20 protein-coding genes are annotated in these 20,090 nt (G+C 32.4%); all 20 read right to left on the bottom strand.

Going from position 1 to position 20,090, the window contains the following annotated elements; translation table 11 throughout:
• Positions 1 to 46 precede the first annotated feature (46 nt).
• Positions 47 to 322, bottom strand: a complete 276-nt coding sequence (locus CD30_RS13245) for a PilZ domain-containing protein (RefSeq protein WP_036177809.1) — start codon at positions 320 to 322, stop codon at positions 47 to 49.
• Between the two features lie 246 nt (positions 323 to 568).
• Positions 569 to 973: a flagellar export chaperone FliS gene (gene fliS, locus CD30_RS13240; RefSeq protein ID WP_036177795.1), complete on the bottom strand. Its 405-nt coding sequence runs from the start codon at positions 971 to 973 to the stop codon at positions 569 to 571.
• Positions 974 to 1,009: 36 nt separating this feature from the next.
• Entirely contained in the window at positions 1,010 to 1,369 is a 360-nt protein-coding gene (locus CD30_RS13235) for a flagellar protein FliT (RefSeq protein WP_036177793.1), read from the bottom strand.
• Positions 1,370 to 1,384: 15 nt separating this feature from the next.
• On the bottom strand, positions 1,385 to 3,664 hold the full coding sequence (gene fliD, locus CD30_RS20560) for a flagellar filament capping protein FliD (protein WP_052126211.1): 2,280 nt from the start codon (positions 3,662 to 3,664) through the stop codon (positions 1,385 to 1,387).
• A 21-nt stretch (positions 3,665 to 3,685) separates the two neighbouring features.
• Positions 3,686 to 4,054, bottom strand: coding sequence for a flagellar protein FlaG (locus CD30_RS13225; RefSeq protein WP_036177791.1), 369 nt, complete (start codon positions 4,052 to 4,054; stop codon positions 3,686 to 3,688).
• A 177-nt stretch (positions 4,055 to 4,231) separates the two neighbouring features.
• Positions 4,232 to 5,371 (bottom strand): UDP-4-amino-4,6-dideoxy-N-acetyl-beta-L-altrosamine transaminase, encoded by a 1,140-nt coding sequence (gene pseC / locus CD30_RS13220; RefSeq protein ID WP_036177789.1) that lies wholly within the window; start codon positions 5,369 to 5,371, stop codon positions 4,232 to 4,234.
• The gene (locus CD30_RS13215) at positions 5,371 to 6,180 is read right to left on the bottom strand and encodes a formyltransferase family protein (RefSeq protein WP_036177786.1); all 810 of its coding nucleotides are present in this window, start codon (positions 6,178 to 6,180) and stop codon (positions 5,371 to 5,373) included. Before CD30_RS13215 ends, pseC begins: the two co-directional genes overlap by 1 nt.
• Positions 6,177 to 7,520, bottom strand: a complete 1,344-nt coding sequence (locus CD30_RS13210; RefSeq protein ID WP_235802062.1) for a DUF4910 domain-containing protein — start codon at positions 7,518 to 7,520, stop codon at positions 6,177 to 6,179. Before CD30_RS13210 ends, CD30_RS13215 begins: the two co-directional genes overlap by 4 nt.
• A gap of 5 nt (positions 7,521 to 7,525) precedes the next feature.
• Complete coding sequence (locus CD30_RS13205) at positions 7,526 to 8,698, bottom strand: glycosyltransferase family protein (RefSeq protein WP_141096061.1); 1,173 nt, start codon at positions 8,696 to 8,698, stop codon at positions 7,526 to 7,528.
• A 13-nt stretch (positions 8,699 to 8,711) separates the two neighbouring features.
• A complete protein-coding gene (gene pseI / locus CD30_RS13200) occupies positions 8,712 to 9,758 on the bottom strand; it encodes a pseudaminic acid synthase (protein WP_036177780.1) in 1,047 nt (348 codons plus the stop codon).
• On the bottom strand, positions 9,755 to 10,717 hold the full coding sequence (gene pseG, locus CD30_RS13195) for a UDP-2,4-diacetamido-2,4,6-trideoxy-beta-L-altropyranose hydrolase (protein ID WP_036177778.1): 963 nt from the start codon (positions 10,715 to 10,717) through the stop codon (positions 9,755 to 9,757). Before pseG ends, pseI begins: the two co-directional genes overlap by 4 nt.
• A 1-nt stretch (position 10,718) precedes the next feature.
• Complete coding sequence (locus tag CD30_RS13190; protein ID WP_036177775.1) at positions 10,719 to 11,441, bottom strand: cytidylyltransferase domain-containing protein; 723 nt, start codon at positions 11,439 to 11,441, stop codon at positions 10,719 to 10,721.
• A 2-nt stretch (positions 11,442 to 11,443) separates the two neighbouring features.
• On the bottom strand, positions 11,444 to 12,130 hold the full coding sequence (locus tag CD30_RS13185) for an HAD family hydrolase (RefSeq protein ID WP_036177773.1): 687 nt from the start codon (positions 12,128 to 12,130) through the stop codon (positions 11,444 to 11,446).
• Positions 12,127 to 13,053, bottom strand: coding sequence for an ATP-grasp domain-containing protein (locus tag CD30_RS13180; RefSeq protein ID WP_052126210.1), 927 nt, complete (start codon positions 13,051 to 13,053; stop codon positions 12,127 to 12,129). Before CD30_RS13180 ends, CD30_RS13185 begins: the two co-directional genes overlap by 4 nt.
• Positions 13,054 to 13,128: 75 nt before the next feature.
• Positions 13,129 to 14,289, bottom strand: coding sequence for a UDP-galactopyranose mutase (gene glf, locus CD30_RS13175; protein WP_036177771.1), 1,161 nt, complete (start codon positions 14,287 to 14,289; stop codon positions 13,129 to 13,131).
• A gap of 2 nt (positions 14,290 to 14,291) precedes the next feature.
• On the bottom strand, positions 14,292 to 14,777 hold the full coding sequence (locus tag CD30_RS13170) for a hypothetical protein (RefSeq protein WP_036177769.1): 486 nt from the start codon (positions 14,775 to 14,777) through the stop codon (positions 14,292 to 14,294).
• Between the two features lie 11 nt (positions 14,778 to 14,788).
• Positions 14,789 to 15,676 carry a glycosyltransferase family 2 protein gene (locus CD30_RS13165; RefSeq protein WP_036177767.1) on the bottom strand — a complete coding sequence of 296 codons (888 nt, stop codon included), beginning with the start codon at positions 15,674 to 15,676 and terminating at the stop codon, positions 14,789 to 14,791.
• Positions 15,677 to 15,691: 15 nt separating this feature from the next.
• On the bottom strand, positions 15,692 to 16,666 hold the full coding sequence (locus CD30_RS13160) for a glycosyltransferase family 2 protein (protein ID WP_052126209.1): 975 nt from the start codon (positions 16,664 to 16,666) through the stop codon (positions 15,692 to 15,694).
• 213 nt (positions 16,667 to 16,879) lie between these two features.
• Entirely contained in the window at positions 16,880 to 18,043 is a 1,164-nt protein-coding gene (locus CD30_RS13155; protein ID WP_036177765.1) for a glycosyltransferase family 4 protein, read from the bottom strand.
• Between the two features lie 379 nt (positions 18,044 to 18,422).
• On the bottom strand, positions 18,423 to 19,793 hold the full coding sequence (locus CD30_RS13150; RefSeq protein ID WP_036177763.1) for an LbetaH domain-containing protein: 1,371 nt from the start codon (positions 19,791 to 19,793) through the stop codon (positions 18,423 to 18,425).
• Positions 19,794 to 20,090: the final 297 nt, after the last annotated feature.

Raw genomic sequence — 20,090 nt, 5'->3', positions numbered from 1 at the left:
GAGTGGCTCAAAGTTCCGCACAAGTGGCTTATTTAGGATGCAATATTCATCCAAAAGGTCTTGACCAAATAATTTCGCCAACCGCATGAATTTGTGTCACATCAAGAACGAAATGAATCTCAAGTGAAAATGGCTTATTTTTATATTCACCAATTTCGGCCTCAGTATAAATCTTTAAACCACGAGCACTTAAATCCAAAATTTTACAAGAATGCTTGATTTTTTGTGCATCGCTTTTTTCACCTGTACTAATTACGACGAAACTCGCTTCAATTGGTTCATTAAAGACAAAGCGAAAACCTTCTTGTCGTTTAAAAATCATAGGAAAATCCCCCTACAATATAATCAATTATTTACCTTTATTATCAAATTGTTCCGAAAAAATGTCGACTATTTTATCTCATCTTTCGACATTTTTCGCAAAGCTTGTTCAAATAATTGTAACGATTTTCTTATAGAGGGACTATTTTATGAGTTTTAGAAGGGATGATTCTCTAATAAAAAACACCCCCGAATCAATACTTTTTAAAGTACTCATTCAGGGGGGCTTATAATAGATGGAGATTTATTATACTTGTTGGCTATTGCTAAATTGTTGCTGACGTGTAATTTGGATCACTTGCTTCCATGTATCTCGGAATTCTGTAGTGAGGCCAATTACCTCGTCAATAATTGTTGTGTCGTTTTTAAGATTTGCTTCAAGAAGACGACGATTCATATATTCATATAATGGTAACATTTGCTTTGAAATGTCATAGTCCATATTTAATGTGGACATTAATTCATGAATAATGGCTTGTGCTTTTTGAAGATTTGTATTTTTGTTTTGTATATTTTTATCTTCCATCGCTTTTTTTGCCTGTGACAAGAATTTTAGACAACCGTTATATAACATTAACGTCAATTCTCCAGGTGAAGCTGTAGTTACACTATTTTGTTTGTAAGCATTTAGTGCGGAATTTTGTACTGCCAAAATTGACACTCCTTTTAAGGGCTTTAATCTGTATCATTACTTTTTCTTATCGTAGTACTTACCATCCATTACTTGTACTGAAGAATATGGATTCATATATTGTCTTTCGTGCTTTTTAGTGTTTTGAAGATCTTTCATATCTTGTTTGATAGCTTGCATAACCAAATCTAGACGTTCACGAATACCATTGTCCAATTTAGCTAAAGTAGCATGGGTCTTATCGTTTTCATCCATCTGAAAACCTTCATTTCTTAGCTGTTCAATTAATAAACCACGATTGTCTAACAATTGATTAATTGTTTCTATATATTGAGTCCGTTTTTCGCCAGTTGGTATTTCAGCAAGATGTTTAAAAAGTAATGCAGAAGTTTGTACCAATTGCTGTGTCTTATCCATTAGACGTACCTCATATTAATATGCTGGTGCAAATAGTGTAGCTTGGCTATTTGCCTTATTAATGGCTTGTTCCATCGCTGTGAACTGTCTCCAATAACGCTCTTCTACACTAACCAAACGATCTTGTAAACGTTCGATACGCTCTTCGATATCAAGCATTCTTTTACCAATAGAATATTGGTGGTCAGTCATCGTTGAACGACCAGCTTTTTTCTCAATATTTAACTCAAATGTATCAATTGAATCACGTAATCTTTGAACAATTCCGCGTGTGTCCACTTTTTTAGTTAAACCAGTTGCTGGATCTGTCTCAGTTGCATCTTTAGAACCTGTTTGGGTAAAGATTTTAGCCACTTGTTCAGAATCTTTTTCTAATGCGGCACGTAATTTCGTTTCATCAATAACTAACGTTCCACCATCATTATAGGATTTGGAAGTAGTAATTCCAATTTCAGCCAAAGCATCGATTGTCTTATCATTTAAAGCGCCAACTGAAGAAGAGAAATTCAAACGTAGGCTAGACATGCCGTCACGTATAATTGAATCATTACGCAACATACCACTTTTGGCTTTCTCTTCCCAAAGCTTTATTTCATCCTCCGACATATCTTCTTTTTGTTCATCAGTCAAAGGTTGGTAGTCCCGATATTTTGGTTCTTTTATTGTACTATTCAAATCTGTTATTAACCCATTATACGTCGTTACAAATTCTTTAATTTTTTCCATCATACCGTCAGTATCATTTGATGATGTAACTGAGACGCCAGGTACACTTGTATCATAACTTGTTCCACTATAGTTAAACGTCCCATTTAGTTGAATTGAGTATCCAGAAACATTAAAGGTATTTGTTTGACTGCTCATTTCTAAACCATTTACCATATACTCTGCGTTTCTACCACCTGTAGTAGCTAAATCAAAAGTAGTATCTGTACTTGTCGCATCTATTGCAAATCCAAGTTTATTAAATAGTGATTGCCCGGAATTATCTATTTCTGTAGTTGTTTCACCATCAACAGTTTTTTTAAATGTTGTTAGCAGCTGAATTTCGCTAGTTGCCCCGTCTTTATTCGCTCCAGTATTGCTAGCGGTGATAGACATTTGGCCATTTGAGAATAAAGCTGTAACACCAGCACCTGAAGAGTTAATTTTTTTAATTAAAGAATCAATAGTATCCGTTGCTTTAAACTCAATAATTGTTTCTTTCATCTTCCCATCGGCTTGAACAGTATTTAATTTAAATTTACCGTCATCTAATATTCCAATATGTTTTAATATAGTTGAACCTGTTGGAGTCGATGGTGTTTCATCTGCAACCTCATTAAATGCAACTGACTGTCCACTTACGGATTGATAAACACCTAATTGTGAAAGTAGACTAGAAGAAGACTCTGATACTTGTAAAGTCTTTCCATTCGCCCCCGCAATTGCAAACTTCCCTGTAGTCTCATTAAAACTAGCAGTAATGTCTGAACCTGACTTATTCAATTCTGTTAGTAAGTTATCGATTGTCGAAGTTCCACTTAAAGAGCTTAAATCGATTGATTTGATTTCTCCATTTATTTCATAATTGAATGAGGCAGGTAATGTTATTCCTAATTCTGTGAAAGTGGTACTTTTTTTGGCAAGGTTCTCTCCGACTTTAAGTGCTTCAGCTCTGTAACCTGTACCAAATCCTAGCTCTCGAAGATACTCCGCACTAGCTTGATCTGAGACTTCAACTTTAGCAGTTTTTGCTCCTATTGAGAATTGACCAGTACTTGAATTATAAGTAGATGAATCAAGGCCCTTAGATGTTAAGTCAGAGATAAAGCTATCAACAGTTGTAGTTTCATCAATGGTAATACTTTTATCAATGCCATCCACTTTAAAATTTATCGTTTGCGCAGTAAACCCAATATCTACAAGTTTGTCTGTTCCTATTGCATTACGATACGAAGTTTGTGCTACATTAACTGCCCCTGTAGTTGCCGCAGTTGCAAGTTGTTTTACCCCTTGAATATTTAATGTTCCAGAAGCATTTGATGCAGGTGTTATAGTTAACTTATCACTATTTATACCAGTAATAGTCGACTTTTTTTTCGTAAAATTACTAGAAAGTGCAAAGTTATCAAATAAATACGTATCAAATGTTTTTAACTTTGTATTGATATCTCTGTATGCATCTCGTGTCCATTCATAAACTGTTTTATTTTGTTGTAATTTGTTTAACGGGGCGCGTTCCGCCTGCATCAGTTTTTCAACGATAGAATCAATATCCATCCCTGACGCTAAACCACCAATACGTGTCACCATTTATATAACCTCCAATTATTGTTATATTTTTTCATCTACAATCATTCCAACTAGTTTTTGCATTTCATAAAAGGCATCGAGCAATTTCTTAGGTGGAATTTCTTTTACAACTTCTTCAGTGTCTTTATTTACAACTTGAACAAAATAACGATCAAGCCCCTCATGATAGACAAATTTAGAAGAATTATGATTGATTTCTAGGATTTCATTTAATGAATTAACAGCTTTTTCTAGCTTTTCTTCTGTTACTTCATTCTTTTCATAGCCCTGTTGTATTTGCATTGTTGTATCATCTAAGCTTCCTTGCTTTGCGATATTTTCAACTGTTGAACTTTGTACCGTCTTTGATACTGTCTGAGTGTCAACAGCAGATTGTGACAAAATACGCATACAGTCATCCTCCTTGATTTACAAGCGCATATAGTTCATTTGTTTTTATATCGGATACTAAATTAAAAATTACATAGAAAGATGGTGAAAAAAGTAAATAAAAAACTAAACACCCTCATGACTACATTACAATCATTAAAGAAATAAATGATGAATATATCATTGAGTGCTTAGTTTTTAGTTTTTAACTAATTCAATTAAGTTCTTGGCTACAAGTTGGACATCATCATCCGTCATATTTGGATGGATAGGTAACGTTAAAGCCCTATCATACCAATTCTCTGCAACTGGACAAATACCTTTTTCATATCCTAAGTTTTGATAATAAGGATGCCAATATACAGGTATGTAATGGACATGGACACCAATGTTTTGCGCTCGCATTTTATTAAAAATTTCTTTACGGTCGATCTTTTCATCTAGTTGAATCATGTAAAGATGCCAACCGGAGTTAGTAGCTTCTAACTGTTTCGGTATTGTGATCTCTGGGATTTTCTTAAACGCTTCATTGTATAGTTGAGCAATTTTACGACGTCTTTCCAAAAAAGTTTCTAGTTTATTTAATTGAGATAATCCTAGAGCTGCCTGTAAATCCGTCATACGATAATTAAAGCCTAAATCTGTCATTTCATAGTACCAATCTCCCTGTTCTAATGAATAAGGAGTTTTTTCAATCCCATGGCTTCGGAATAATAGAAGCTTTTTATAGAATTCTTCACTATTCGTTACAATGATCCCGCCTTCAGCCGTAGTTATTGGCTTAACGGGATGAAAACTGAACATCGTCATATCAGCAAAAGTACCGACTTTTTCCCCTTTATATTCAGCACCAAGAGAATGTGCCCCATCTTCAATAACAACAAGGTTATTTTTTTTGGCAATCTCCATAATTTTGTCCATATCTGCAGGCTGACCCGTAAAGTCCACAGGAATAATGGCTTTTGTTTTAGGAGTAATTTTTCTCTCAATTTCTAATGGGTCAATATTATAGGTCTCCTTATCTATATCAGCAAATACAACAGTCCCCCCCATATAGCGCACACAATTTGCACTTGCAGCGAAGGTAATAGGTGTTGTGATAACTTCATCACCTTCTTCAATTCCTGCAGCATAACATGCCCCGTGGAGCGCAGCCGTACCGTTACTATATGCAACCGCATATTTAGCACCAACATAATCTGCGATAGCTTGTTCAAATTCTTTAATTTTTGGCCCTTGTGTTAAAAAAGGGGATCGTAATGTTTCAATCACTGTTTGTATATCATCTTCATCAATTAATTGACGTCCATAGGATAAAAATTCAGGTAGTTTCTCCATTACTTTTCTCCTTTTTGAAATGCCGAAATAATAGGCGGATCAAATTTTGGTAATTTTCCATCTAAAAATTGATCTACAATATCGTTATTGTAGGTATTATAGACAAATCGCAAATGTTGCGGTATCCAGTCTGTTCCAACCCATAGCTTCCCGTTTCCCTTTTGCGGTGAATATTGAATTTCATCTAGAGGGATCGTTGTAAGTATTTTGCCTAAATCTATTGCAACCTGCTTTACCGCTTTACACGCAACATCGTGTAAACCATCACCATACTCGAGTGTTGGTACTGCATGATGAACAATATCGCCAGCGTCAAGTCTTGCTGAAAGCCGATGTATTGTCATCCCAGCCCAATTTGGTCGAAGCATATAGAATGGCCAAAATAAAGTAGTATTCCCTTTATACCATGGCGAAAGACCACCATGAATATTCCAGGCGTGTTCTCCTAAAACCTCTAGTAATTCATTATTTAATTTATGAACACCATAGCTGATTGCTATATCAAATTGCTGTTCTTTTATCCAAGAAATCGTATCTTCACTATTTAATTCTTGCAATGATACTTGTAAGGTAGGAATATCTCTATGAACCTGTGTATGACCATAAAAATGGCGATTTTCAGCTTCATCACGATCCTTAAAATGACGAATGAAGTTATTTCGATCAATTTCCTCAAGATTTACAGGTGGTTGAGGGACAAACGATTCTCTTATTTCCATTACATGTGCAGCTACTATTCCTAATTCAGCTAATTTATTCACTATATAAAGATGTCTAGGATGAGAACCTGTTAATAATATAATCTTCATTCGAATAACTCCTTTTCTTCATAAAAAGGACCGGCAAGCAAACCATGTTCCTTTAATGTTTCTATTGATATTTCATAATCCTCAAGTTTATAATTTAATGTTTTTGCTAAATCAGTTAATCGATGCTTTCCGTCTGAATAGTTTAATAAAGTCAAAATTTGGTTAAGTTGTTGACGTCCGTCAATCTTATTACTATTTGAACGCCCCCAAATAGTTGGCGTATTAATGTCAGGATAAAGATCATATTTCCCTAATTTAGGCTCACCAAATGGTTTTAGATTGATATAAAAACCGTTTAATTCTTGAAGTTTTAGAAGATACTCAATTTCATTGACACTTTCTAATAAAGCTTCGATTGTCATCTCTTCTTTTGTATCAAGAGAATTATGATAACCAGGATATTGTCCATAAATCATTTTTGAAAATTGACCTACTGGGAAGTTAAACCCGGGCGAACAGTATTGACGCTCGTCGGATCCGAATAATGGGGTAAATCGTCGTATTGGCATCTCGTATTTTTCTCGTTCATTTAAATGGTTAATTAAAATATCCATAGGTGTATTTTCTAATCGTGGTTGTTTAAAAGATAAACGATGATTTTTTCCACCTAAGCATGTTAATACGACACCAGAATAGATTTTTTTTCGTAAGTGTTCATGATACTTCCACAAAAAACTGATTGAACCAATCGTTTCTGGAAGAAATACAAAACGATAGGTTAACTCTCGATTTTCCCATTGTTTCAAACGGTTATATAAGAAAGTAGCAACTAGCGGACCACTCAATTCATTATTTGCCATAGAAGGGTGGCATATATAAGTACTTATCAAAACCTCTTTATCAGACTTCCCTGGTAAAACAGCTTGTGCAATATTAAGTTCACCGTTAATTTTTTCGCTATCAATATATGCGTGATAATTTCCTTCCGGTAGAGAGTCTAATTGTTCTTGACTCATACAAAATCCCCATCGTTCTTTATAATAAGAAATTACATAGGGCACCGCCTTAGGTTGTGAAGGAATAGTGTGAACATGTTTTTTTAATTCTGCTAATGACATCCATTCATCAATTGGTTCACTATAATTTACCACATGTAGGTTCAAGTCAGCTAAATCTATAATTTTGTTCCCAAACTCATCTTTAATCCATGCTTCTCGAATAACCCACTCTTTAGGTATCTCCCAGTCAAAAATTTCTGTTCCTGAAGGAATACCTTCCATTTTAATAGGTAGATACTCTTGCAATATACGAATGGTTTCTCGAACACCTTCTCCTGTAATACTTCGCATTATAGGAAATAAGCGATCAAATAATTCATCCATTTTTTCTAATTCACTCATAACGGTCATTTCTCCATGTCTTTCCAATATGCAACAGATTCTTTGTAAACATATAAAAGTTCTGATAAACGATTTATCCAAGTATGATTTTCTATTACTTCATTATAATTTGCTACTTGCAATGTTTTTCTGTAATCATCGTCATTAATAACTTTATTTATTTCTAGGATTGTTTCCTCAACATGAGGATAATTAAAATAGATTAAACCCTGAGGGATTTTTTGCTCTAAATATACATTGCAATCTGTTAATGGTATAGCGCCATGAACCATACTCATAAATAATCGGTCATGCCCTCCCTCTGGGAAATTAGGCATAATATTTAAAGCAATTTTAGCTTCGGCATAAACATTATCTAAGTCCTTATAATCCACCATTCCGTTGTTATGGAGATTAGGATAATTAAGAAATTCGTGACTATTTGAAATTGCTCCATAGAAATCAATTGTTAAGCCTCTTTTTAATAGCTCCTCAATTACAAAATTACGTTTAACACCACGAACGTAAAAATCACATTGATTAATTAAACTGTCCATATCAAAATAAGTAGTTTCATATACATAATTTAAATCTGGAATGGATTTAACCATATTTATAACATCTTGATCAATGTATATATCTCTTTTATGTAAAACTAAATTATCTAAGTATTTTTTCACATCAATCATACTCTGTGGAAATAATTTATCCAGTTCCTCTTGAGTCTTTAAATAACCAGTGAAAACAATATCGTATTTTTTCTCAGTATTTAAATAATTCGATCCTTCATACCTTGCGGCTGTAGGAATAAACGTTGTTATTCCTGTAATTTCAGGATGCATCTCTACATAATCAGCATGCGAGTTATCTAAACAGATGATGATCTTCTTATTTATAGGAACCATTAAACGTCCCTTATGATGACTTGGGTGGTCAAGAAGGTAATATACAAAGGGTATATTTAATTCATTGTATAATGATTCATGGCCGATTTTTATATCACAACCAATTCCATTAAATGACAAAACAAAGTCAACTTTTTCAGAAAATGCATTATTTAATAATTCTCCTCTATTTTCCGAGAGAAGATCAACATATTTAACATCAATACCATTCTTCATCATACTTTCACCAATAGCATAAGAAAACTCATTGGCGCTATTATACATAAATCCACCTAAATAAATGACAACCCTCATACTAATACCTCACTTATAATAAATAATCCCAACTTAAAGGTGTACCTTTTGAAGCATCCTTTTTAATTGTTTTTCCTATAACTAAATCGTAATATTTAGTTGGCAATCCTAACCCTGGTCTAACATCACGTACATTTTCCTTCGTTAATACATCGCCAGCTTTTAAGTCAGCTGCTATATACAAGGATCTGCGATGTTCTAAGGAAGCCTCTTCAGCCTTTGTAGGACCATATTTAATTTGCCCTAAACTTTGCCAAGCTCTTTCTGTCTCTTCAACAAGCATTTTCAACTCATGTGGCTCCATTGAAAAAGCGGAATCAACGCCGCCTTCTGCACGTGATGTAGTAAAATGCTTTTCGATAACTGTAGCACCTAGAGTTACAGCAGCAACAGACACCCCCACACCCATTGTATGGTCTGATAATCCAACTTCAGTTCCAAACAAATCTCGCATATGTGGAATTGTTGCTAAATTTGTATTAGATGGAGAGGCAGGATATGTGCTTGTACATTTTAATAATATAATTTGATCATTTCCTTCTTCTCGAACAGTTCTAACAGCTTCGTCTAACTCTGCAGCAGTAGCCATGCCAGTAGAAATGATAATAGGTTTGCCGGTACGAGCAACCTTGCGTATAAGAGGAATATCCACATTTTCAAAAGATGCAATTTTATAAGCGGGAACATCTAATGTTTCTAAAAAATCAACCGCTGTTTCATCAAAAGGAGAACTAAATGCTAGTAAACCTAGTTCTTTAGCTTTATCAAAAATCTGTTTATGCCACTCCCATGGCGTATAAGCCTCCTTATAAAGATTATATAAAGATTGACCTTTCCAAAGGTTAGCATCATTTGTAATAAAAAACTCTCCAGTATGTACATCTAAAGTAATTGTATCAGGTGTATACGTTTGAAGCTTTAATGCATCTACCCCTGCTTCAGCTGCAAGTTCTACTAATCGTAGCGCACGCTCTAGCGATTGGTTATGATTACCTGACATTTCTGCAATAATAAACGGTTTTGTATGTCGACCAATTTCCCTATTTCCAATTTTAATCATTTTATCAACTCCAATATTTTATGGACCCAAGCATTTGGCTGTTTATTTTCCGTTAATTGAATGCCTTTTTCACTTAAGCCTTCAATTTTCAAATCTTTTAATAATTGCTTATAAGTATCAACCGTAACCTGTTCATGCCAACCGAGGTTAATGATAGCTCCTAGCTTAGCTGCAAATTTAGTTGATACAATTTGATTATCGGCAACAATTGTACAAGATGAAGGGAGCCCAACATAACAACGCTCCCATGTTGTTGTTCCACCTGCTCCAATAGAAAAATCCGCTAGTTGCATCAACTGAGCGAGATAATTAATTTGACAATGATAGTTATAGCCCTTTTCCTTACATATTAAATGAATGTTGTCCTTTTGAACATTTCCATTCCCCACTACAATATCAATATGAGCAAAGGAAAATTCATCAAGAGCTTGTAATACTTTCATTGTTTCATTCGTAGGGTCAGTTCCACCCATAAATACTAATAGTCGCTTAATCTCTCCATTCCGATCTCGAAGATGTTTCCTTGCCTCGATAAATTCGTCGCGCATAATTAAATAGCCTGGTCCAAGAAGCTTAACACAGTTTTTAGGCACTAAATTTTCATAACGCATTTCAAAGTTTGGCACTACATTTTGATCCATTAGCAAATCACAATCATGTCTACGATTTGCTAAGTCATCGATAACGGCAATTTTTTTGGTAAATGGACGAACTTGTTTTTCCCATACTTCGTCAATTCCGTAGTGATCAATAATATATAAATCAGCTTTTTCAATTTGTGTTATATTAACAAAGCCTTCTTCTTTTACATAATCAATTAAATTTCCAGGAAGTTGCTTCATGAAAAACTTCACTTTACAATCGTATTCTTGTAAATACTTTGCCACTGTTAGACATCTCATTACATGTCCACTGCCTATTTCTACTGATGCATCTGTTCGAATAATTATTTTTTTCAAATCAAATCACCGGCTTTTGTTCAATATGTGCATTCAGTTTAGCGATTTCAGGATGTTGTTTTAAAAATTGAATCACCTCTGCGCTTGAAACTAGAGGGTTGTTGAAATGTTTTGCTATCTCGTAAAGTAATGCATAATCTTCCTCAGTATCTAACGTGATACGTAGTTCGGGCGCAATACGATTGGAAGGTGCATTATAAGTTACCGATTTAAACTCGTTGGGAAATTCATATGCATAATATGTGACATGTTCTCGATGTCTATTTTCTTTTCCGATAGAGTGTATTCGCTGTAAAGCTTCAAATGATATTAATTCTACAACCAACCCACGAGGCAAATCACCGTCTACAAGCACAATATCTTTACGTTCTTTCTCCATTAACGAAACAATTTCACTCGCCATTTCATAATCTACGAACGGACAATCGGAAGTAACACGCATAACATAGTCAGGATTATACCCCTTAGCACACTGAACATAGCGGTCTAATACATCATCTTCAGAACCACGGAAATATGCCACATTATGCTCTTCACACCATTTTGCAATTGCATCATCTTGTGACAATTCGGAAGTTGCAATAATTACCTCACTCACACCTTTAATTGCCCTACAACGTGCTATATCATATGATAATACATCTGTATCTCCAAGGGCTTTCAGAACTTTCCCTGGTAAGCGGGATGAACCCATTCTTGCTTGAATAATAACAATAGTTTTCATAGTTATACCTCAATTTCTGGCCATAATTTTTTTAATGCATTTGGCAGCTCAGAAATATATTGAATACGAATATCTGCCTCAAATTCCTCAGGCAGTTGTTTATTTACATGCTGCCCTGTCATTATTCTTATCGTTCTAAATCCTAAAGGTTTGATACCAACAAAATCTTTTGACGGATTATCCCCAATATATACAATATGTTCAGGTTCAACCTTTTCTTGTTTCGCTATTAATTGGAAACAATGTGGAGATGGTTTACTATGCTTCAACCCATATCTATATGTAATAAAACATTTATTCATATATTTCTCTAATTCTAAAGCTTGCACTTTATTATTTTGTACAATTTTGTTGCCATCTGTAACAAGGTAAAGTGGAAAGTTCTCCAACTGTTTTAAAACTTCAATGGTTTCATTAGGAAGTTGAATAGTTGGTTTATGTAACCGATAAATTGAAACACATTTTTTAGCCAATGTTTTTTTATACAGACCATATTCTTTTAATAAATCATCAAATATCGCACCTCGACCTTGTTTTTGAAGTCGATTCCACATCCATTGATATGATTCACTCTCAATGATTCCAAATTGTTCATTTAAAAATGTACTAACTGCTCGAAAACCACTTTTAACAAATTCAAATTCATCGTAAAGTGTATCATCCATGTCAAATACAATTACTTTTTTCATAAAATTAAATCCTTCTTATATCTTATTTGTTTTACATTTTTAATCTCAACTGGCCAATCATCAATATTTTCTCCATTACATTCTGCAATCCACCAATTAAATGTATCAAGACCTGCATAAATGCTTAATGTGGAAGCCCCACCAATTCGAGGATTGCATTCAATAATCCATAGCTTTCCCTGGTCATCTTCAAATGCTTGGAACATAACATGCCCTTCAAGTTCTAAAGCAATTGCCGTCTCCTTTATTAAACTTTCTAATCGAGGATGATCGACAATTTCAGTAATTTGGGATTCCCCATCCATAACAAGTGAACGTTTACGTACCACGGCAGCCTTTACCTTTTTATTTCTTGAAACATACACATCGATACTATATTCTTCACCAGTGATCATAGGTTGAATAATGGGTGCCTCAATTGTAGGGAGGATACTTTTCACTTCTTCATAACTTAAATTCAAAAAAAGATTTTTTGAACCAGCACCATTTCTTTCTTTAATAACAAACTTAGATGACGAACTTTTAAATTTATCTAAATTTGTAAAAGTTGGGATCGCTGGCAAACCTTTTGAATGTAAAAAATCAAAAAAATTCAACTTATCATTTGCAACCATTAAAGATTCATTAGAAGAAGAATGGACAAATATGCCTTCTCTTTCTAATTGACTTTTATATGAAGAAAAATATATTAAATCAGGACCTCTAGTTGGTAAAACATATGAAATATGATGTTTCTGACAATATAAAATAAACTCTTCTATTTTTAAATCCTTTAATAATGGCATTTGCCAAAACCCATCGGAAAAATATTGCACGAGATTGTTCGGATTCGCATCAGAAGCGATTATATTAAGGTTTACTGTTTTTTTTATACATTCTATCAGTGGTACTTTATTCGCTGCACTTGTAACTAACAGTTTCAACTATGTTCCCCCTTCATGATAAAAAGCGAAAACTCCAAAAGAGTCTTCGCCTTCTATTTTAAATTAATACGTAAATTATTTGTTAACTTTATCTCGAAAAACTTTTAAAGCCATAGCGACTACAGCATCCATATCATAATAACGATATTCTGCTAAGCGACCCAGTAAGATTAAATTATCAAATTGCTTTGCTTTATTTTTATATAAACTATACTTTTCTTGATTATCGTCATTTTGAATTGGATAGTACGGAATATCTTTACCAGGAACATCTTTTTCATAGCTTTGAGGAAATTCTTTTACAATAGTTGTATTTGCCACATCTTGTCCAGTTAAATGTTTAAACTCCGTGATACGCGTAAAATCATAATCATTTGGATAATTCACTGTACCAACTGCTTGGTATTCATTTTGCTGTAGACTTTCAAATTCAAATCGTAACGAGCGGTATGGTAATTCTCCAAATTCATAATTAAATAGTTCATCTACTTTTCCTGAATAGATTAACTTACCGTTAAATGGTTGTCCAAACAATTCCGTACTACCATTTTCACTATTAAAAGTAAGGACATCATGATAATCCGTATTTAACATGACATGAATATTTTTATTCGCGAATAAGTTTTCAAATAACTTAGTATAACCTTTTTTAGGCATTCCTTGATAACGGTCTTGGAAATAACGATTATCTCGAGAAATATATACTGGTACTCGCCCTGTTACAGCAGGATCAAGGTCCTCAGGCTTCACTCCCCATTGCTTAACGGTATAGTGTAAGAATATTTTCTCATAAATATAATCAGCTAAAAATTGTAAATCATCATCATCTGTTTCACGTAATTTTAAAATTGGTACTTTTACGTTATAACCAAAGCTTGAAATGAGTTTTTCCTCTAATTTACCAGCAAGGCTCGGTGGAAAAACAGTATGTAATGTATTCAAATTAAATGGAATCGGTACACGATTACCATCGAGTACACCCAAAACTTCATGATGGTATAAATACCATTCAGTAAATTGAGATAAATAATCCCATACATCCTTATTGCGTGTATGGAAAATATGTGGACCATATTGATGGATTAATACTCCTTGATCATCATAGCAATCAAAGGCATTACCACCGATATGATTTCTTTTTTCAATTACTAACACTTTTTCATTTAATTCATTTGCGATTCGCTCTGCCATGACAGCCCCAGCAAAACCAGCACCAACAATCACATAATTATACAATGTCAATCTTCCTTTCTTTGAATCGACATTAATTTAAATGGTAATACAAGACAAAGTGGTATAAATAATATAGCTGTAGCAATGGAAGAAAGCAAAGTCATGGTATTACTCTTTAATTTCATCATTTTTATATCTGATGGTGTAACTTCCCAAATTTCAGATACAAGATTACATATGAATCGTTTCTCAGCTTTAATTGTCAATGAGAAATTTAATACATTATAAAAACTTGAACCACTTAAATTCGTAACCGGAACTAAAACAGCATCATATGTATCAACGTCTACCTTTCGATTTACATCGAAAGAACCATTATATGGATATACAATCACATTTTTAATGACATCATACTTTTCTACAAGTTTGACACTATGTTCATGTGTCAACATGTCAATTTGATACTCTGGAAATGTTTTTACGATTTCAGGAAGGTTTTTATCTAATTGCTGCATACTAGCCGAACGAATGATTAATAATCTTTTAGTCATATTAGTCCTTCCTAACGATAAAATGTAAATGCTATATTTAAAGGGTTACGGAGCTTTTCTACGACTTCTTTACTTACAGGTTTACGTTTCCCTTTAAGCTTACTACTATTTTTAAATGCATCCCACATCGCCTTTAAATAAATATTTGTTTTTTGTTCCATTGAATAATAAAAACAATTATAAATTAACTTAGCTGTTGCTTTAATTGCTGTATTTGTCGGGAAATGCTTCCAAATAAGCCAAAAGGCATTGCGTGTATAGTAGAACGGCGCTCGCCAAGAAGCACGATTAGCTGGTGAATACTTATGATACGACACAATATTAGAGAAAAATTCAATCTTATACCCTGCATCCCAAATTTTATAAGCACAATCCATTTCATTGAAGTATAAGAAAAACTCTTCTGGGTAATAACCTATTTGTTTAAAGACATCTTTTCTTACACCCACACCAGCACCATTGAATCCCATGTAATAATCACGAGGGATGGCTTTTACACCTTCTTCATTATCGATATCTTGATTTATATCATCATAGTTATAGTAATTTCTTACATCAAAGGCGCATACACCAAGCTGTGGATCCTGCTCAAATGCCTTTACCATGCGACGCATAGCTGTTTTTGCAGGGAATGAATCATCATCTATAATAATGATATAATCTCCCTTAGCTTGTTCGAAACCAACATTATATGCTTTAATCCCTACATTTTCAGACATTTCAATGAGATTCACATGTGGAAACTCTGTCTTCACTACCTCTTGTGTACCGTCAGTAGAGGCGTTGTCAACAACGATTACCTCGTAGTTGTCATATTCAATTTCAGCAATTCGTGTTAAACTCTCACGCACATCTTCTTTTCGATTCCAGGCGAGCATGACGATGGAAACTTTTTTCATTATAACTCCTCATTCTTAATAATAATCAACATCAACTTTAAATCCCATATAGTGTAAATCCATTTCAATTTCCGCTCTAAAAGTTGAAGCTATAATTATATATGGTTTGGTATTAAAATTTGAAATTTCACTTGAATGAAATATATTTATATTGTTTTCAAACTTTTGGTTTGACCTTTTTATGTTATTATCAATCATACCTTTAATCTTTAGTTTTCTCTTTAATGCAAGTTCATTGTAAACTCTAGAACCTAAAGTACCGGTTCCCCAAATATAAATATCTCTACTACCACTATATTTATTTATGTCGTTATAGATTTTATCGAAACAGTGATGTTCCTCATAAACTTTATCTAAAACCTTATTTATTTCTACTTTTTTTGTATTCGTCAATGAGTCATCATGTTGAAGATAGATATATAGAGCTTGAGGAATATGTATCATTTTATATTTTTCATATATTTTGATCCAATAGTCAAAATCCTCTACTAACCTTTTATCTAATGAGTACCCTCCTAATTCAAGGTATATATCTCTATGGTACATAAAACACGCATAAACATAATTTGTCATGTACATTCGATTTGTTCCACCTAGATTTAACAGATTTATCTTCCCTGTATTCTCATTTTTAAGGTATATATTCGAGTATACAAATATTGGTTCTTTATGTTTATCTAGTTCATTTACCATAACTTCAATTGCATTTTCTAAATATTCATTATCATCACTTGTCCATGTTAAATACTTACCTTTAGATTTCTCAAAACCAAAATTCAGTGCTATAGGTAAACCTTCATTATGTTTATAAAAATATTTAATCCTAGAATCATTAAAGTTTTCTATTACCTTTTTAGTTTCATCAGTTGATCCATCATCAACAATTATTAATTCGATGTCTTTGTAAGTTTGATTCAAACAAGTTTCCACAGCTTTTTTTAGCTTTCCCGCTCTATTGTATGTTGGTAAAACTATTGATACAGTTGTCATATCTTTTAGAACACCTCAAAATTATCATTCAAATAAAATTCACTATTACCAAGGTACCCTTAATACTTATTGGAATTCTATTGAATTTTCTAAATATTTATAAAGGACATAAAAGTAAACCTAATCACTCATTTTCCCATTAGATTTGATGTAATATCAAATACACAGAACAACACTTCTATCCTATAATTAGTTTGTGAATTTAAAAAAATATTAATTTCCAGTATTAATATTATTTCCCCACTTTAAACTATTTAATATGTATGGATTAAGTGTATTAGGTAAGATTTTTTCTTTACATAGATTTAAAAGACTATCAGAATTTCTCATATGGAAAATCTCAACTATATAATCATTATTTACAAATTCCGCATCTATCAAAGTATTTAGATATATTTTATTTACACTAGTTGAGTTGTAATTTTTACTAAAATCCTCAAAAATAAATTCAATATCATCTTCATTAAACTCTAAATTTTCCTTATTTGAAATAAATCGATTTACAAAATTATTTACTTTTATTTGATTATAAATTTCGTAATTTAAGTACCCTGATAATTTACCGTAACCTATTAATATCACTTTTTTCTTCAATGATATTCCTTCCATCACCTGCTGTCCTATACCCAAAACAACCTCATATTTCTCAATTGTTTTTAGCGGATTATCAGAAATACCTTTGTACTCAAAAAAACCTTTTGAAAGTTTCACTAGTTCAATTAACTTTTCTAATTCATTTCCATGGCCATAGATATCTACTTTGGACAAATTATATTTACTTTTATTCTCATAAAATTTTTTCAAAGCTTTTACATTATCATCTGAAAATCTTCCAACAAATACTCCTATGCCTTTACTTACCTCAATTCTTCCCTCTAAAGAAATTGAATCCATATCTATAGAATTAGGAAGATACGTGGTTTTTTCATTAAAATATCCTTCTTTTAGAAACTTGGTATAATATTGGGAAACACTAAAAATATTCGGCTGAACTTCACCGATAAAATATCTAATAAGAATATCATCTTCTAGTCTATGAGTATAATTTAAAGAGCTTAGTCCATGCACAGTATATACCATTGGAATTTGGGTAACTTGACTAGCGAAAATACTACATAATATAGTATTAAATGGGTGTGCATGAATTATATTAATATTATTTTTTTCAACAAATTTAATTAATACTTCTGCACTAGCAAACATTTTTTCCGGTAGGTATAATATATTTTTTCTATTTTCAATTAAATTATGATTATCATATTCCCTAATAGCTAAATATACATTATGACCATTATCCTCCAAATATTTAATCTGTTTGAGAATACTACGTTCAAGACCACCAATTTTAAATTTTTCAGTAACAATTAAAATATTCATATCAACACTCCTGCTTAAACGTTTATTTACAAAATTTTGATTGCTTTGTTATATTAGAATGTTATTATTCCCAAAATATTTTCACTATTGCTTTTTAAAAGTTTGACATATACTAACTATAGTATTAATAAATAAACATTCTGTTCGATTCATATTAGAGTAGAATCTAAGTGTGAGTCTTGTTGATTTAAAGTAATATCCATAGCGTCTAATATATAGATTCTATCAAACTGTCAATAAAAGGCTAACAATGACCTATTAGAGGCACGTTTCCCATATGAAACTTTATTAGATTTTCAATGTTCTCATAGGCTTGAACTTTCATAAAATTTAGTGACTAGTAATTCAAAAAATCAGATATACTATTGAAATACTAATACTAATAGATATGCTTAACTATATAATTTTCTTTTTCTTTAAAACCGTTATCCACAAGTTCTTTTGTTATCTCGTTGTAATATGAGGATCCTACAATGAAAAAAACTTCTTCTTTTTTAAATTTTAAAAACACTTCATTCGGTGCAAATACACGAAAATCATGAAAAAAATTACCGATTTTTCTCGAGTCTGAGTCGATAAATCCACTAACGGTTAAATTTAATTTACTTAACAAATTCAACACTTTTATACCCGCACTACCAGCTCCCCATATAAAAATACTTTTATTAAATCCAATTAAATCGAATAAATCTTGATAAAATTCATCTACTTTTAAATATTTTTCAATCTCTTTATGGTACTCATTTAGTAAGTCAACATAAAAATTAATTGGAATTTCCTCTATCTTTGGAAAAACTGTTAGTTCATTACTTGATTTTACATAATCAAAACGGTGATTTTGAGGTAAGTATTCATTAATATAGTCTATTTCTTTATTTAATAGCTCGGCGTCTGATATCGTATATTTTATGTCTAAAGTAAATTTCTCATCATGAACACTAGAAAAAATATAAGTTGGAACCCAAGAATTTACTAATCCTCGTTCTTTATTTAATTCACCATTCTTCAGCATTGGAAACCGTTGATTCAGCTTTGATAATAATGTTACCGAATATTTCCCTATAGACTCATTACCTGTGAATTTCTTAATTTTTCTAGTATCTACTTCTCCATAACCAATTGTTTCTAAGAAGTCGTCTATTAAGTCATTATTCTTAAAAGCCTTTTTGTTAAACGGGCGGACTGTAACACTTTCCCTTCCGAAAATATTAATCCAACTCTTTATACTATTGCTATAAAATATCCAATGATTTTTATCATTCATACATAATCTAAAAAGATCTTCAAAACTAGACGAAACAAATCCACCTTTTATAGATTCTTGAATAGCACTTGGAATTAAAGCATTAAACGGCCGAACATAAACAATAATTTCTATTTCTTCAAAATATTGTTCAACAAAATTTTTTACTTTCCTAACTTCATCAATTGTTAATTCAGATAACTTTTCAGCTGAAATAATAAAACAATGTCCCTGAAAAGTTTCAAATTCCTTAATCCAATTATTTTTATATAAGGTCTGTTTTTCATTCATTTGGTCACTTTTTAAATCTTTTTGTCTGAAAAAAATTAGATTTTCCGGGTCATCTTTAAAGAGTGAAGTGAAACCATATATATGATCATGCGGTAGAAATTTGGGATAGTACAATCCATAATCCATGAAGCTTAATCTTGAAGCATATAAAGTATTCTGGATGGATGTTGTTCCTGTTTTAGGGGTACCTATATGTATAATTAATTTTTTTTTCAATTGAACTCCACCTTTATTATTTAATTATATTCAGTTATCTTAAACTTTCATACATTTCCTTTTTTCGTCAAATATCCCCACAAAGAAACGATGGATGTAATAAATTTAACTTGTTATTTACTAGAGTAATCGTTGTATAGAGAGGAGATGTTAAAATAACGTCAAATACTCTTCAAGTATCAGGTAAGTTTACTAATTCCCTCTTATAGATAGAGATTTATAACTTGTACCAAGCTCTATAGTTTTATCTCGTTCTTCCGCTACCAAAGGCTGTGGTAAAATCATATTTTACTTAAA

Origin of the sequence: Ureibacillus massiliensis 4400831 = CIP 108448 = CCUG 49529, assembly GCF_000772965.1 — a bacterium.
In the GTDB taxonomy this organism is placed as follows: Bacteria; Bacillota; Bacilli; order Bacillales_A; family Planococcaceae; genus Ureibacillus; species Ureibacillus massiliensis.
Note: the sequence above shows the minus strand (reverse complement) of the source record. Positions and strands in the feature narration are given on the sequence as shown.

What these genes read in the sequence shown, in the direction of transcription:
- CD30_RS13165 (WP_036177767.1), bottom strand. Translation starts at nt 15,676, where the DNA reads ATGAAAAAAGTTTCCATCGTCATGCTCGCCTGGAATCGAAAAGAAGAT.
- CD30_RS13210 (WP_235802062.1), bottom strand. Translation starts at nt 7,520, where the DNA reads ATGAGTGAATTAGAAAAAATGGATGAATTATTTGATCGCTTATTTCCT.
- CD30_RS13205 (WP_141096061.1), bottom strand. Translation starts at nt 8,698, where the DNA reads ATGAGGGTTGTCATTTATTTAGGTGGATTTATGTATAATAGCGCCAAT.
- CD30_RS13170 (WP_036177769.1), bottom strand. Translation starts at nt 14,777, where the DNA reads ATGACTAAAAGATTATTAATCATTCGTTCGGCTAGTATGCAGCAATTA.
- CD30_RS13235 (WP_036177793.1), bottom strand. Translation starts at nt 1,369, where the DNA reads ATGGATAAGACACAGCAATTGGTACAAACTTCTGCATTACTTTTTAAA.
- CD30_RS13185 (WP_036177773.1), bottom strand. Translation starts at nt 12,130, where the DNA reads ATGAAAAAAGTAATTGTATTTGACATGGATGATACACTTTACGATGAA.
- pseI (WP_036177780.1), bottom strand. Translation starts at nt 9,758, where the DNA reads ATGATTAAAATTGGAAATAGGGAAATTGGTCGACATACAAAACCGTTT.
- CD30_RS13155 (WP_036177765.1), bottom strand. Translation starts at nt 18,043, where the DNA reads ATGAATATTTTAATTGTTACTGAAAAATTTAAAATTGGTGGTCTTGAA.
- CD30_RS13225 (WP_036177791.1), bottom strand. Translation starts at nt 4,054, where the DNA reads ATGCGTATTTTGTCACAATCTGCTGTTGACACTCAGACAGTATCAAAG.
- pseC (WP_036177789.1), bottom strand. Translation starts at nt 5,371, where the DNA reads ATGGAGAAACTACCTGAATTTTTATCCTATGGACGTCAATTAATTGAT.
- CD30_RS13215 (WP_036177786.1), bottom strand. Translation starts at nt 6,180, where the DNA reads ATGAAGATTATATTATTAACAGGTTCTCATCCTAGACATCTTTATATA.
- CD30_RS13160 (WP_052126209.1), bottom strand. Translation starts at nt 16,666, where the DNA reads ATGACAACTGTATCAATAGTTTTACCAACATACAATAGAGCGGGAAAG.
- CD30_RS13190 (WP_036177775.1), bottom strand. Translation starts at nt 11,441, where the DNA reads ATGAAAACTATTGTTATTATTCAAGCAAGAATGGGTTCATCCCGCTTA.
- CD30_RS13245 (WP_036177809.1), bottom strand. Translation starts at nt 322, where the DNA reads ATGATTTTTAAACGACAAGAAGGTTTTCGCTTTGTCTTTAATGAACCA.
- fliD (WP_052126211.1), bottom strand. Translation starts at nt 3,664, where the DNA reads ATGGTGACACGTATTGGTGGTTTAGCGTCAGGGATGGATATTGATTCT.